The following is a 15404-nucleotide window of genomic DNA, read 5'->3' as shown; positions in this document are numbered from 1 at the left end:
AATATATGGGCGTATTTAATAGTTGCTGCATCATTGATGATGATGAATTTTTTTCAATAAGTAGCAAAAGCATACTACAGCATCAAAATTTCAGTGACAATATTTTATATTATTCTGGCGGTCAAGAAGCCTTAGATGGTCTAATTGGTCTATTGGTCGAAAATATAACCTTACCTGATGTTATTTTTCTTGACTTGAATATGCCCAATAGAGACGGCTGGTCATTTTTAGAGGAGTTTGAAGAACTACCGGAAGACAAAATTGGGCATATTCATATTTACATCACTAGCTCATTTATAAGCCCTGCCTATATGGAGAAAGCAAAAAATTACAAACTAGTTAAAGATTATATTGTCAAACCTTTAACTAAAGAAGCAATCAAAAGAATAATTGAAGTTAATTCGTAAAATTATCGTTCATTAGGGGTAAAATCTAATGGCGCATTTTGTGGTAGATTTATTGTACCAGCTTCTCCTGTATCATTATAAATGGTCCATTCATTTGAATTAAAAACTGAACTATTAGAAACTATCCCTATATTTCTTAATGCTCTACCATCTTCAAATTCGTGGTTGGTATTACTACCATCTTCCCCAATTACACCAAAAATATCTACTAAATTACCAAAAGGGTCTATAAGTACAATTGTATCATCCCCGTTTGAATCTGCTGGCGAATTCGTACCTACCGAAACATCTGGTGCAAAACCATAAATATTTTCAAATTCTTCGCTATTAGGTGAAATTACCAAAAAACCATTTTCTTTCATCTCAAATTCAGACAGGTCTATAGATGAACTTACTTCTGTATTATCGTTTGTGTAGCGTATTAAAGTCCATCCTTTTAATGATAGACTTTCTGCAGATGTATTATATAGTTCTACAAATCTTGCACCTGCATTATTATTAGGATCTGCAATTTCAGATATTAAAATTGATGAAGAGGTAAATTCATCAACCAAATCTTCACATCGTTTCTGATCAAAATTTAAATCATCAGTGCTTCTAATCATCAACCCAAACTCATTGCTCTCTATGGTTAATATACCTGTAGCTGTACCCATAAATTCTGGTAAAATGTCAGATTGAAAATTTGAATAACCACTATTAATCAAAAACATCTCATTATCGTTACAATCAACTAATGTTCTTAATGTTTCTTCCTCACTAATTGCAAAAGTTTCACCCAGCTCATCTTGTTGAAACTCTACATCATTTATTTTTACCAAGGTATTTACCATTTTTTCATCTAATTCTGAAATTGAAACTGAAATTGGCTCAACACCAACATTACTCTCGCAAGAAACTAAAACATGGTCAAAAACAATATTTTTTGGTAATCTACCCACGCTTAAATTACCGAAAGAGCTAAATACACCACCGATTTTATAAACGCCGTTAGACTCGCCTAAATACAATCCTTTAAGTTTTATAAAAATTTGTTGACCCACATCAAAGAATAAATGAGAGTCTCTTAATTCTAATTCTATTTGTAAGCCTTGTAAAGGATTATTCTCTTTATCTTGAAAATGAATAATATTAAAAAAATTACCTTCTTTATCCGACGAAATTACATACCCTTGAACAACCAGATCTTCTTGAATTTGAAATGTTTCGCCGCTATACAAGCTTTTAAGATCTGAAATACTAATGAAATCAAAAGGAGAATCTGAACATGCTATATTAGGAATATCAAACTCTTTACTTTTTACACAAGAGAATAACATAATTGCAGTAGTTATCACCGTAAAATATATTTTTCTCTTAACATTCATATGCATTAAATCTTTTTAAAAACTAAAGGCAAAATTTAAAAAATAGGTTCTACCGAAACCATACCAATATTTTGGCGCAAAAGAAGGGCTACCGCTTAGGTTATCTTCTTTCAATTGCCCATAATTGCCATTTCTACTTTGTTCGTAACCTCCTGTTCTAAATGTTGTATCAAAAATGTTATTAATACTTGCAAATACACTTATATACTTGCCTTTTTTTAACCAAGATTTACCCCCAACCATATTCAACAAGTAAAAATCATCTAATGGCTGTTGCCTTAACAAATTTTGTACATTTTCATCGGTTGCATCAGAAAATCTTAATTGTGTTTCTGGGTCTATCAAAAAACTTTGTGTTCTCGTTATAGTAGAAATATTCGAGTAATTATTAGCCAAATAGTTTGCGGTCATACTTACCCACCAATATTTAGGATCTCTATATTCTATACCTGTAGCAATAGCTTTTTGTGGACCTTGTGCTAATTTGTAATCCTTAATCGCAGATTGCCCTAAAAATTTGGAACCAGACACATCAATTACATCTTCATTTGCACCAGCTGTATCAAAATTAATGGTCACAAATGGATTGCTGGCATACACGTATTTTGAAATTGAGGTTACTAAAGACAACTTTACCGCACTTGATAATTGATATTCTAAGCCTAGTTCTGTTCCTAAATGCAACTTATCTAAATCTGTAATTACTTCTTGTACAAAATCTGACCCTACACCAGAATCAACAAAGAAAAAATTAATATCTGTTGTATTTTGAAAACGAGTATAAAAACCAGTAAATCTACCGGTCAACTTCGGCATTCTTAAATAATAGTTGACATCTGTACTAGTTATAGTTTCACTCTGTAAATCTGGCACTATATCATTGTTCTCTCTTGGGTTAATAAAAATATTTTGTAATACAGGTGCTTTATTTATTATTGCAGCGTTAGCAGTTACCCAATGCCTACCGGTTATTGTATAGGACACACCTGATTTTAAGGACCAATTAGAAAACTTCACACGTTCGCTCTTCCCAAAAGAATTGTCAATAAAACGTTCATTTTTAAAAGCCCCTATTCTTTGATAATCAACTATGGAATATTTGCTAGATGCAAATAATTTAACCTTATTGTAATGCATATTAAGCTGGGTATACATTTCGCTATTGCTACCTTTTAAATCATAATTATAATTAAAAATGTCTCCATTATTCTTATTTACTTCAGAGGAAACATCATTTAGAGTTTCCGAAAATGTATCGACATCTCGGTGATAATCAGCCCCTAGTAAATCATTAATTTGTGCGAAATTTTTTGAATGCAGTTGTCTATGAGTTATTCCTAAATCTAGCTTCAAATGACTATCTATATGAATATTAGATGTTACTCTAGCAGTTAGCTGATTGTCTTTGGTAGTGTCATCATACAAAACATATGCAGCTTCCCCATTTTGACTTATACTCGTGTTCGCTCTATACACACTTTCCCAATCTAATTGACTGTTTTCTACAAAACCTTCTTTTGCTTCATTTGCACTTTGAAAATTAGCTCCTATTGGTGAATTCAAATTATGTAAAGTTTGACATAACTTTTTTTATGTAAAGTATTTTATTATGCAAAGACTTGGTCTTAAAGTGCATTTAAGCAAGGTTTTTAATAAAAAAAAGTTGAGATAATTTATCTGGTTTATCGTAGAAACGAATGCATCTAATTGTTAGAAGAGAATTCCATTTTTAATGTAATTCTCTTCTTATTATAGAAATACTTATCGTATTAAAATTTGCACGAGAAAAAATATACCGGAAATTGAATCTGAGTTTTAAATTTTTACTTCATAAAAGTGAAAAATTCTACTAAATCTATCTCAAAATAAATACAAAGACGATGTAAAGTAGTTACAGAAATATTGGATTTACCTGCTTCAATTCGTGAAATATGGACACCAGTCTCATTATACACTTCCTCTTGAGTAACACCTTTTTGAAATCTAAGTGTTTTTAATCTGTTGGAAATTTTTAAAAGTAATTTGTCGTTACGTATATGACCCTTCATAGAATTATGAAAAGTCAGAAGAAATAGTCATTTTTGTAATGACATATATGTCATTATATTTATTATGGAATTAGAAGGATTCAAATATGAAATTATTGTATCAAATAAAGCAACTGAAAGCTTGCTTGTCAATATTATAAAATACTGGACATATGATAACAATACATTTACATACCCAATTAACGAAGACATTTCAAACGATGGTATATCGTTAGCAATAATTCAAAATATTCTTAAAAACTCAAAGTGTCTTTTAACTTTTAAAAATTGCATACTTTGTTATTCCTCTTTAACAATTACAGTAATTAATCGTAAAGATTTCTTAGATTTTATAGCATTATATCCTCGAATATGTCCAAACTGCAAAAAATTCTCGCCTAATTATAGTGACTTCCACTTAAAAGATGAATCCTTAGATGAAATTATAAGAAGTTTGTCTATAGATGAAATTAAAGTACTAAAAGGTATTATCCAGTTAAGAAGGAAAGATTTAATATACCGGCACATTTTCAACAATGATATTTCAGACTCTAATGTTTGGAATATTATAAATGGGCTTCAACGAAAGGGGTTAATCTGGATAGAAAGAGAAGATAATTGGAAAATTAAATCTTTTAATTTTAGTTCCAAAATTCAATATATTATAAAAAAGGAATGAAACTCATACAAACGAAAACGTCCTTTTTTTTAAAAAATTTTAATTGGTATTCTCTGACAGGCGCTTGTTTTACTTTTAATATTTTTACTGTAAACTCATTAAATCCTTAAGTTAATTCCACCTTATTCATCCAATAACTAAACTTTTATCTATAGCCATGGAATACCTACAAATGAAGCTGATTTTCATAAACATTCTTTGAGTAAAATGAAGAGAGATATTCTTAAAGAATTAAATATCATCTAGTGCCATACTACCTCTTATTTATTTAATAAAATATAACTAATATACATTGATCTAGTCATTGATTAATTTTGTCTTTGTACTTAAGTAAAAACTTCTCAATACATATCTTAATGCTAACTTCTGCTCTGGGTTAATTAATGAATCCCTTAATTTCTCATAATCTGAGTCAAGCGAGTTAATTGAAATTTCACTTACCTCGCTAAAAATCTCAATCTTAACATTTAGTCCTTCCGCTATTCTTTTGATCATTTTAGCTGTAGGTAAATTTTGCCCTTTTTCATATCTAGTAACCTGTGCTTGATTAATACCACATCTATTGGCAAGTTCAGACTGAGTCATATTCCGTTCCTTCCGAAGCCCTCTCAATTTATGCCCAAAATATTCTCTAGATATCATAAAATTATCTGTTTATGTAATTTATATTGTATACTTATATAATCTATGGATATAATATATAATAATCCTATATTTTTTCAAAAATTCAATCCCTTTGACCTAAAATTATATAATAATCCTATAAATGCAATTTCCAAAAAAATAAAAAATAAAAAAATTCCTCTTTATTACAATTTACAATTTAAAGCCTTGAATCACCTTGAAAATATGTCATTAATAATGTGCTTAATATAAAATTTTAATATGAATGAGAAGTTCGAAAAATTCAATTCCCTAACTCATGACGCATCAAATTATATGCGTCACAAACTTAAATTCTCTGAGTCAGGTATTTATAAATATAATTTGATTTGGAAAAAAGTACGTAAATACATCATTGATAATAATCATGAAGAACTTAATCAAGAAGTAGGCGATTTATTTATTGCTCATTTCTTTAATGATAAAGTTTATGACCCTAGGTCAAAATATACTCAAAATTACATAAGAATAATTAAATATCTAATTGAATACAAGGAGAACTCTAGAATGACTTTGCGAAAGGGCTTAGGGAATAAATTACCAAAGTTTGAAGGAGCAATCGGTGAAATAATAATTGATTTTATTAATAAACTACATAGAGAGAAGCTATCTATTGGAAATATCAGAACCCACTCTCGACACTTATTTAATTTTCAGCAACTATGTAAGCAACATAATTTAAATTCTCCAGAAAAAATTGACTTTCAATTTATTACAATCTATTTGAATCAAATAGAAAAAACATCTCATTCTACAACTGCAACTATTACTAGCATAATAAGAAAATTTACAAGTTATCTTTTTGAAATGAATATCATTAAAAAAAATATTTCAAAAAGAATACCAAGTGTTAAAAAGATAAAAGGAGAAAAATTACTATCAACATACAGCGAAAAAGAAGTTCTTAAAATTTTAAAAACTATTAATCGTTCAACAGCAATAGGTAAACGAAACTACGCAATCACCTTAATATTAGTAAAATATGGATTAAGAGCATCAGATGTTGCTAAACTATCTTTAGATGAAATTCTCTGGGAGAAACAATTAATATCATTCAATCAAAACAAAACTCTTGAAAATCTTACATTACCCTTGACTTCGGATGTAGGTAATGCTATTATAGACTATTTAAAATTTGGACGACCACAATGCGATTCTAGATCAATCTTTATTACTAATACTCCTCCTTACAGTAACACAATGACAAATTCAGGGATTTATCAAATTATTTCAGGTTTGATTAGAACATCCGGAGTAAAAGTTAATAATAGAAAAATAGGACCACATGCTTTACGACATAGTTTGGCTTCACGCATGTTCGAAAAAAGCACTCCGTTACATACAATTACTCAAGTACTTGGACACAAAAGTTTAGAATCAAAGAAGGCATACATGCACATCGACCTTAAATCTATGCAAAAATGCATTTTAAATGTATCACCTGTTAACAAAAATTTCTATGAACAAGGAGGAGGGAAATTCTACGAATAAATTATTTACAAGTGTATATGGTAAACATATTTCGGAATATATTAAACTAAAACGTCAACTTGGATATAAATATGAAGCTGCCGAATCCCATTTGTATAGAATTGACAAATTTGCAACGGAAACAAAGGAAAAAGGACCAGGTATCTCCTACGACTTCTGTAATAAATGGGCGAAATATGCACCAAATGAAAGTGATAAAGCAAAATATATAAGAATACTCTATCTAAAAAAACTTGCAGACTATTTAGACATATTAGATATAGAAACTTTCATACCAAAATTACCCAATTATAAAAAATCTACTTTTAATCCTTTTATTTTTTCGCCAGATGAGATTACAAGACTATTCACTATCTGTGATAATCTAGAGTTTACTCGAAAAGGTAATAATGTTAATTTATTCTCTATACCATTATTATTTAGAGTTTTATACGCTACGGGTATTAGAAGAGGTGAGGCTCTTTCACTACTGGAAGAAAATGTTAATATTAAAAATAAGACCCTTAATGTAACAGATTCTAAAAATGGATCTCAAAGGTTAATTCCAATTTCAGACACATTAGCTCAACAGTGCAAAATATATTTAAATTATAAGAAATACTTACCTCAAAAAACAAAAGATCCAAATTACTTTTTTGTTGGCATCTTAGGAGAACCATTACAACGAAGCACCGTATACGAATGGTTTAAAATATGTATTACAATAATGAGAATGCAACCAAAAGGTATAGATGGAAATCCTCGGATACATGATCTTAGACATACATTTGCTGTAACTTCCATAGTAAACATGACCAACCAAGGATATGATTTTAATTCTTGTTTTCCTATACTATCCATATACTTGGGACATTCAACTTTAAAATCTACCGAAAACTATATTAGATTAACTACAAAAATGTATCCTGAAGTTTTAAAGAAATTGGATACAACATTTACTGATATATTTCCAAAAAAATAATTATGAAACCAACCGATTTCTCTGAAACAATATCTAATTTTTTACATAATTACCTAAAAAATGAAAGAGGTTATTCAAGAAATACCGTAAAAAGTTATCGAGATACATGGAAGCTCTTGATTAGCTTTATGAATGACAAGAAGAATATCAAAGTTGAAAAACTTAGAATTAAGCATTTAACAAAAGAAACAGTTTTAGAATTTCTATATTTTATCGAATTTGAAAGAAATTGCTCGATTCAAACAAGGAATGTCAGGCTAGCTGCTATCAAATCATATTTATCTTATATACAATATATTGATATAGAGAATCTTCATGAAACACAAAAAATTCAATCTATAAAAAGTAAAAAATTTCAATCAAAACTTGTTGAGTACTTGAGCATAGATGCAATTAAAGAACTATTGAAACAACCTGACTTATCAACAAAAAAAGGTATAAGAGATCTTGCCTTGCTTTCTCTTTTATATGAATCAGGTGCACGAGTACAAGAAATAATTGACTTAACGCCTTCTATGATAGATTTTAAAAAACCGTATTCAATCCAGATTATAGGTAAAGGTAATCAAACCAGAAATGTGCCAATTGTAGAGACTCAAATAAAAAATCTAAAGCATTATATGAACATTTTGAAAATAGATAAAAATGAGGCACACCATCCATTATTTTATAATTGTCAAAAAGAACAATTCTCCAGTCAAGGCATAAGAGTTATACTTGAAAGAAATATCATCCAAGCGCGAAAAAATACTAATGTTATCTTTCCAAAAAATGTTTCACCTCATACTATTAGACATAGTAGAGCGGTACACCTTTTGTCATTTGGTGTTCCATTATATATCATAAGAGATATTCTTGGACATTCTTCAGTTATTACCACAGAAAAATATGCAAAAGTAGAAATGACAGCTAAAAGAAAAGCTATTGAAAAAGCTAATAAAAATGTAAGCCCTACAGAAACTTCGAAATGGTTAGACGATTCAAATCTTTTAACCTGGCTTAATGAATTGTAAAATTAATATACTTCCAGTATAGAATTTTAAAATAAATTTGATGAAATGATTTTTTTGTGGTGAGTAAACTATCGTCTGACACCTTTGAATATTAGAGTTTCACTAGAATTTCCAATAGTTTATTGATAGGAATGGTCAATTAAACTCTTTAAAAGACTTTAGGTTATGTGTAATTATAAATACCTTTTTATAGTCTTTAAAAGCAATATTTAAAGTTCGAATAAAGGTGGGATTAAATGTACCAAGTTCAATTAAGTCGAAACAGGTTTTTTTGAACGTTAGAATAAAATGTAGTGCCGAAAAAGGTTCCTTTTACGATACTACGTGTTCTAAACAAATTGCATCCCAACTACATTTGCAATCCAGTTGCATTGGAAATCGTCTATCTTTGCATTGTGAAATTTATAGCGGTCATACTATCCTTATATTTTTTGGCACTCAACGTAGTGCCCTGTGGCGATGATGCTCAAATTTCCGATTCATCAACAACCGAGTTTCAAGTGGGTTTGGACCATAATCAAAATCACGGTGAGTGCGAACTTTGCTCACCATTTTGTCAATGCCATTGCTGTCATTCGCACACCATTGTTTTTGATTTGGATATTTTTGAGCCTATCGAACCTAAGGTCATACAAGAAAGTTTTTCCCATTTTGAAAGCGTAAGCGAAGACCCGGTATTTACCCTCTTTCAACCTCCCAAGATTATTGGCTAATTACATATGCGATGACATCATCGCCCTCCAAAAAAATTAGTCAATTAAAATCAAATTACTATGATTAAATATGCAATAAGCCTTTGGCTTATGCTCATTTGCTGTGCATTCGGTTATGCACAGAATACTCTGAAAATCAATATTTTTACAGCAGAAGAAAAAGAACCTTTATTCGGGGCGACCATTTACATTGAGAGTCTGGATAAGGGAGTGACTACCGATTTTGATGGTATAGCCTTATTAGAGGATGTACCCGAAGGTCAATACAATCTCCAAATCTCGTACTTGGGCTTCGAGACTTTGGAAGCCAATATTGTTGTACCTACAGGAGACGATTGGGTATTTTATTTGAAAGAAAGCGCAAACGCTTTAGATGAAGTGGTAGTACGGTCCTCAAGAAGCACCCGAACCATACAAAGGATACCGACCCGAATAGAGTATATCGGGGTTGAGGAATTAGGGGAAAAAGCGATAATGAACCCAACTAATATTTCCATGGTACTTCGTGAAAGTACGGGAATCCAGATGCAACAGACTTCGTTGAGTAGTGCCAACACCAATATTCGGATACAGGGTTTGGACGGTCGTTACACCCAGCTCCTTCGAGATGGTTTTCCGCTCTACGGTGGTTTTTCAAGCGGCTTGAGTATCCTACAAATACCACCGTTAGATTTGAGACAGTTTGAAATTATAAAGGGAAGTTCTTCCACGTTGTACGGTGGTGGAGCCATTGCAGGTTTGGTCAATATGGTGTCCAAAACCCCTAATGAAGAACCTGAACTGGATATCATGCTTACCCAGACCCAAGCTTTGGGAAGTACGGGCAATGTCTTTTATAGCGAACGTAACGAAAAATGGGGATGGACACTTTACGGCTCTGGTCATTTACAAAAAGCTTTTGACCCTGAAGATGATGGATTTAGTAACCTTCCTCGTACGAGTTCTTTAAGTTTCAATCCCAAATTGTTCTATTATCCTTCTGAAAAAACTACGGTGTGGTTTGGTGTCAACGGAACGTACGATGATAGAAAAGGAGGTGATATTACGAAGATTGAGGAGGGTGAAAATGGAATCCATCAGTATACTGAAGAAAACCTTTCAAAGCGAATCAGCACACAAGCTGTATTCGAAACCCATTTGGACTCGACCCAATCCATTTCAGTCAAGAATAGCATTGCGTTTTTTGATAGAAGTCTCGAAATCCCTGACCTATCTTTCAAAGGAACGCAATGGAACACTTTTTCGGAGGCCTCATATCAGAAACAGGGCTTAACATCAGATTGGGTCTTGGGAGCTAACCTTTACACTACATCATTTGATGAAATGGAGAATCCAGTTGAACGTAATCAACGCGATATTACGTATGGACTATTCGCAAATAGTATCTATGACCTTTCGGACCGATGGATTCTTGAAACAGGTGTTCGAACAGATTATGCTGAGGATTGGGGATTCTTTCCACTCCCGAGGGTCTCCTTGCTTTACAAATCTGATACTAGTTTTTCAAGTAGGATTGGTGGTGGACTGGGATATAAAATCCCTGATATTTTTACGGAAGAAGCAGAGTTCATCAATTTCAGGGACGTACTTCCAATCGATAGGGGAACTATGAAAGCCGAACGGTCGTACGGTCTGAACCTTGATTTTAATTATCAAACAAGATTATCGGACGAGCTGGGCTTTTCGGTCAATCAATTGTTTTATTTGACCGCTATCAGAAATGGCCTATTGCTCAACTCTTTGGATAATGGCCAGTTCCAGTTTGAAAATGCGACGGGGGAAATCTTGAGCAAAGGCTCGGAGACGAATATCAAATTCACCTTCAGGGATTTTCGATGGTTCCTAAACTACGCGCTTATTAACGCGAGATTGAATTATTTACCTGGCAATCCTCAAAAACCCTTGACCGCCAAGCATAATGCGGGGAGTATTTTAATGTATGAATCCGAAAAATGGCGTATTGGGTATGAGACCTATTATACAGGGAAACAATTACTATCCAATGGAACGGAAACTACTGATTTCGTAACCATGGGGCTCTTGTTGATGCGCAACTTTAAATGGGGAAGCACATTCATTAATTTTGAAAATTTCACGGATAGGAGGCAGAGCCGATTCTCTCCTTTGGTATTGCCCCCACACGAAAATCCTACCTTTCCAGAAATCTATGCCCCCACGGACGGATTTATCTTTAGCGTAGGCCTTATTTTTAAACCATTTGGAAACGAAGACAACGATTAACTGACAATACAATGATACAAGCAGACAAATTTATGGAAGAAAAAGGGGTCCGCCCTACGGCAATGCGTTTGTTGGTCTTCCGATTCTTGGCCGAAAGCGAAACGGCCAAAACCCTATCTGACATCGAAAACGCTTTTGCAAAGGCAGATAGGACAACTTTGTACAGAACCCTAAAGACGTTCGAGGATAAAGCGATAGTCCATCAGATAGACGATGGTACGGGCATGACCAAATATGCACTATGTGAGGAAGGCTGTAATTGTGCCATCGAACAGGATTTGCACCTTCATTTCCATTGTAACAACTGTAAGGAGACGGTCTGTCTTACGGAACATAAAATTCCACATATCAATCTTCCGGACGGTTACATTGCAGAAGATGCGAATTTGGTATTGAAGGGAATCTGTGACAAATGCAGCCTGCAATAAATGCACTTCTGTTGCATGATTCCATAGTGTACCTTGCATTAAAAAATAGTAATCCATGAAATTCAACACAACTATTCCAAGCGGACTAAAAGGACATTACTTAAAAGAGATTGAACAGTATCGTTCATTCCTTCAAAAGAATGATTTAACAAGGGCATGGCATCATCTTGAACGTTCGCACGTATTGGGGCAATCTTATCCTTTTCAACATACATATTCCCATTGGCTGATGCTTAAATTTGGTTTTAGACAAAAAAAGTTCGAAGAAGTCTTAGGACAACTAATGCGATTACTTGTTGGCGGTTGGAAATCGTTCATTGACCGTGTACCAATTGGAAATACAGGTGGAAGTAATGTGTCACCTATGAAGAAGATGGAAATACCACGAGACTTAACGCTTATTTTGAATAATTACAGAAAAAGTTAATGAAAAAGAAAAAAATAAACTTACGGGATTTAGATTCTAAGAATCATGAGGGGGAGCACAGTCACGATGATGGACACAATCACAGCAGTCCAGATGAAGTGTCTAATTTTAAAACGTATCTGCCTGCGATTTTCAGCTTAGTAATGCTAATGATTGGTATTGCGGTTGATTATTTCGATGCTATTCCTTTTTTCAAGGGATGGGTCAGAATTGTTTGGTACACGATAGCTTACATTCCAGTAGGGTTTCCAGTAATCAAGGAAGGATGGAACAGTATCAAAAATGGAGATTTCTTCACGGAATTTCTATTGATGTCCATTGCCACTTTGGGAGCTTTTGCGATAGGCGAATATCCCGAAGGCGTGGCCGTAATGTTGTTTTATGCAGTTGGCGAATTATTCCAACAAGCAGCCGTTAATCGGGCAAAAGGAAACATCAAGACATTATTAGATGTACGACCTAATGAAGCTCTGGTATCACGTAATGGCGACTTCGTTTCTGTTCATCCTGAAACTGTAGCGATAGGCGAAAAAATTCAAGTACGTGTAGGCGAGAAAGTACCTCTCGATGGAATTCTACTTTCAGAAAAAGGTTCTTTTAATACCGCAGCCCTTACGGGAGAAAGCAAACCAGATACCATCCAGAAAGGCGCAGCTGTATTTGCTGGAAGTATTAATCTCGATGGAGTAATAGAAGTTGAAACTACCAAAAAATTTAAAGATAGTTCTATTGCACGCATACTAGATATGGTTCAAAATGCAACCGCTCGCAAATCCAAAACCGAACTTTTCATTAGAAAATTTGCTCGTATTTATACACCGATCGTTGTTTTTCTCGCTATAGGTCTAACGTTGCTTCCCTATTTCTTTGTTGATGATTATGTATTTAGAGATTGGCTTTATAGGGCTTTGATATTCCTTGTGATTTCCTGTCCCTGTGCATTGGTCATTTCGATTCCTTTGGGTTATTTCGGTGGTTTGGGTGCGGCATCTCGAAACGGGATTCTGTTCAAAGGCGCGTCTTTTCTTGATGCAATGACAAAAGTGAATACTGTTGTAATGGACAAAACGGGAACGGTTACTAAGGGGGTATTTAAGATTAAGGAAGTAGTAAACAGCTCGTCTTTTACAGAGGCTGAATTTATGGAGTATCTAATGGCCATGGAAGAACAATCTACCCATCCGATTGCAAAAGCAATTCTGGAATATAAAGCCGAAGGTGTGGATTTTGAAGCGACCGATGTCTCAGAAGTTGCTGGAAAGGGATTGAAGGGAACGGTCAACGGAAGGACGGTGTTGGTAGGCAACAAAGCATTGATGACCTCGAACAACATAGAGGTTCCCTCGGAAACGGATAATATCGTAGAATCAATTGTAATGGTCGCCATTGACGGAAAATTTGCTGGCTACGTTACCATTGCCGACGAACTGAAGGAAGATGCGCACCAAGCAATTAAACAGATTAGGAAATCAGGGATTTCCAAAATCATTATGCTTTCTGGGGATAAAGATTCCATTACCCAAAAAGTTGCGAAAGAGCTAGGCATCGATTGGGCAAAGGGTGGCTTATTACCTGAAGATAAACTCAATGAAGTAGAAAAGCTCAAAGCGCAACCGGATACAAAGGTTGCCTTTATAGGCGATGGTATCAACGATGCTCCTGTTTTGGCTGTAAGTGATGTAGGAATTGCAATGGGAGGCTTAGGTAGTGATGTCGCAATCGAAACAGCGGATGTCATCATCCAAAACGACCAACCGAGCAAGATTGCACGTGCTATTCAGATAGGTCGCTCAACTAGAAGTATCGTTTGGCAAAATATTGCATTGGCTTTTGGAGTTAAAATCATAGTACTCATTTTGGGTGCAGGTGGCCTCGCAACAATGTGGGAAGCGGTTTTTGCGGATGTGGGAGTTGCTTTGTTAGCTATATTGAATGCGGTGCGGTTGCAAAGGATGGAGTGGGAGTAATTTATTCTTTTAACTAAGCTCCAAAAAAGGGCCGTTTCTCGGCACTATCGATATTCGCGTCAAACATATCCTTATCCAGTTCCATTTGTCGTTCTTTTTAATAGTTCCGATAATTCACGTTTTACGGAACTAAAAAAGTATAAATAAACGACCGTCTGACCCCTCTGAAAATTAGCGTTTTGCTAAACTTTCCAATAGTTTATCGATAGGAATGGACAATTAAACTCTTTAAAAGACTTCAGGTAAGGTATAATTATTAATACCTTTTTATAGACTTTAAAAGTAATTTTGAAAGTTCAATTAGGGGTGGGTTTAAATGTACTAGTCCAGCTTTTTCTTGTATCGGTTTCTGCCCATATTGAAAACGCCAACTTTTAGACCAATGCCGGCGGTAAAACCGTTTAACCTTTCTATTGGACTTGTAGCTAAATTCAATTTTCCAGTAAGTCTATACTTTATCCCCGCCTCTAATTGTATGTATCTTGATAAATTAAAAAGCGTACTAACACCTGGCTCTATCAGAAAAACAGCATTATAATCTTCCAACTCAGTGTTTTGAAAATCTTCATCAAAATCTGGTCCTGATAGGATTCTGTACCCTGCAACACCTGCTCCCACTACAAGAGGAAAAGATAAACTTACCCTTTTGTCACTAAACATTATTGGTTCCAAATGAATTCCAACAGTTCCGGCTGTAACTATGTGATCTATCTCCGAATCAGCAATCAAAGGTTGGTCAGACTCAAAACCTGTTATCGCTAGACCAATTTCAAAACGTTGATTAGCAACGTAGGCTATTTTAAAACTTCCCCCATAAGCTGCCTTTCCACTTAGCTCACCATAATGTGCGCCTAGACCTAGATAGACACCGTGAACCTTGTTGTTTCTGTCGTTGAAAGTAATATACTCCTCGTCATTGTTAACTTGGGCGTTTCCCGATATAAAGGAAATTAGTACTAATAAGGGTAGAGCAAGTTTTTTCATATCTGTTTCATTAGTTTTTGTGCTAGGTATTTCTAA

At 33.9% G+C, this 15404-nt stretch carries 15 protein-coding genes; 10 read left to right on the top strand and 5 right to left on the bottom strand.

The genetic code is table 11. From position 1 onward, the window contains the following. Positions 1-5: 5 nt before the first annotated feature. A complete protein-coding gene (locus ACJJVP_RS07340) occupies positions 6-407 on the top strand; it encodes a response regulator (RefSeq protein WP_405412221.1) in 402 nt (133 codons plus the stop codon). A 2-nt stretch (positions 408-409) separates the two neighbouring features. Here ACJJVP_RS07340 and ACJJVP_RS07335 read toward each other — a convergent pair whose 3' ends face one another. The 3 genes from ACJJVP_RS07335 to ACJJVP_RS07325 form a co-directional block, all read right to left on the bottom strand. Next, positions 410-1774 carry a DUF5689 domain-containing protein gene (locus ACJJVP_RS07335; protein WP_405412218.1) on the bottom strand — a complete coding sequence of 455 codons (1365 nt, stop codon included), beginning with the start codon at positions 1772-1774 and terminating at the stop codon, positions 410-412. 15 nt (positions 1775-1789) lie between these two features. Continuing rightward, positions 1790-3337: a hypothetical protein gene (locus tag ACJJVP_RS07330; protein ID WP_405412216.1), complete on the bottom strand. Its 1548-nt coding sequence runs from the start codon at positions 3335-3337 to the stop codon at positions 1790-1792. A 260-nt stretch (positions 3338-3597) separates the two neighbouring features. Next, entirely contained in the window at positions 3598-3822 is a 225-nt protein-coding gene (locus tag ACJJVP_RS07325) for a helix-turn-helix domain-containing protein (RefSeq protein WP_405412214.1), read from the bottom strand. A gap of 64 nt (positions 3823-3886) precedes the next feature. Between ACJJVP_RS07325 and ACJJVP_RS07320 the strand changes: the two genes are divergently transcribed. Beyond that, positions 3887-4480, top strand: coding sequence for a hypothetical protein (locus ACJJVP_RS07320; RefSeq protein ID WP_405412212.1), 594 nt, complete (start codon positions 3887-3889; stop codon positions 4478-4480). 297 nt (positions 4481-4777) lie between these two features. On the opposite strand, the gene ACJJVP_RS07315 is transcribed toward ACJJVP_RS07320, so the two are convergent. Beyond that, positions 4778-5122, bottom strand: coding sequence for a helix-turn-helix domain-containing protein (locus ACJJVP_RS07315; RefSeq protein WP_405412209.1), 345 nt, complete (start codon positions 5120-5122; stop codon positions 4778-4780). Between the two features lie 243 nt (positions 5123-5365). On the opposite strand from ACJJVP_RS07315, the gene ACJJVP_RS07310 reads away from it, so the two are divergent. From ACJJVP_RS07310 to ACJJVP_RS07275, 8 genes are all read left to right on the top strand, one after another. Next, on the top strand, positions 5366-6634 hold the full coding sequence (locus tag ACJJVP_RS07310) for a site-specific integrase (RefSeq protein ID WP_405412208.1): 1269 nt from the start codon (positions 5366-5368) through the stop codon (positions 6632-6634). Next, positions 6603-7595 (top strand): tyrosine-type recombinase/integrase, encoded by a 993-nt coding sequence (locus ACJJVP_RS07305; RefSeq protein WP_405412205.1) that lies wholly within the window; start codon positions 6603-6605, stop codon positions 7593-7595. Before ACJJVP_RS07310 ends, ACJJVP_RS07305 begins: the two co-directional genes overlap by 32 nt. Before the next feature lie 2 nt (positions 7596-7597). Continuing rightward, a complete protein-coding gene (locus tag ACJJVP_RS07300; RefSeq protein WP_405412203.1) occupies positions 7598-8608 on the top strand; it encodes a tyrosine-type recombinase/integrase in 1011 nt (336 codons plus the stop codon). Between the two features lie 293 nt (positions 8609-8901). Continuing rightward, entirely contained in the window at positions 8902-9321 is a 420-nt protein-coding gene (locus ACJJVP_RS07295) for a DUF6660 family protein (RefSeq protein ID WP_405412201.1), read from the top strand. 60 nt (positions 9322-9381) lie between these two features. Next, positions 9382-11562, top strand: a complete 2181-nt coding sequence (locus ACJJVP_RS07290) for a TonB-dependent receptor (protein ID WP_405412200.1) — start codon at positions 9382-9384, stop codon at positions 11560-11562. 11 nt (positions 11563-11573) lie between these two features. Continuing rightward, positions 11574-11990, top strand: coding sequence for a Fur family transcriptional regulator (locus tag ACJJVP_RS07285; protein WP_405412199.1), 417 nt, complete (start codon positions 11574-11576; stop codon positions 11988-11990). 55 nt (positions 11991-12045) lie between these two features. Then, positions 12046-12417, top strand: coding sequence for a DUF3703 domain-containing protein (locus ACJJVP_RS07280; protein ID WP_405412196.1), 372 nt, complete (start codon positions 12046-12048; stop codon positions 12415-12417). Then, positions 12417-14384: a heavy metal translocating P-type ATPase gene (locus ACJJVP_RS07275; RefSeq protein WP_405412193.1), complete on the top strand. Its 1968-nt coding sequence runs from the start codon at positions 12417-12419 to the stop codon at positions 14382-14384. The genes ACJJVP_RS07280 and ACJJVP_RS07275 overlap by 1 nt, the downstream gene beginning before the upstream one ends. Before the next feature lie 321 nt (positions 14385-14705). Here ACJJVP_RS07275 and ACJJVP_RS07270 read toward each other — a convergent pair whose 3' ends face one another. Continuing rightward, complete coding sequence (locus tag ACJJVP_RS07270) at positions 14706-15368, bottom strand: hypothetical protein (protein WP_405412191.1); 663 nt, start codon at positions 15366-15368, stop codon at positions 14706-14708. Positions 15369-15404: the final 36 nt, after the last annotated feature.

Source organism: Maribacter sp. Asnod1-A12 (assembly GCF_045063735.1).
Taxonomy (GTDB): domain Bacteria; phylum Bacteroidota; class Bacteroidia; order Flavobacteriales; family Flavobacteriaceae; genus Maribacter.
This window is presented reverse-complemented; position numbering and strand designations above follow the sequence as displayed.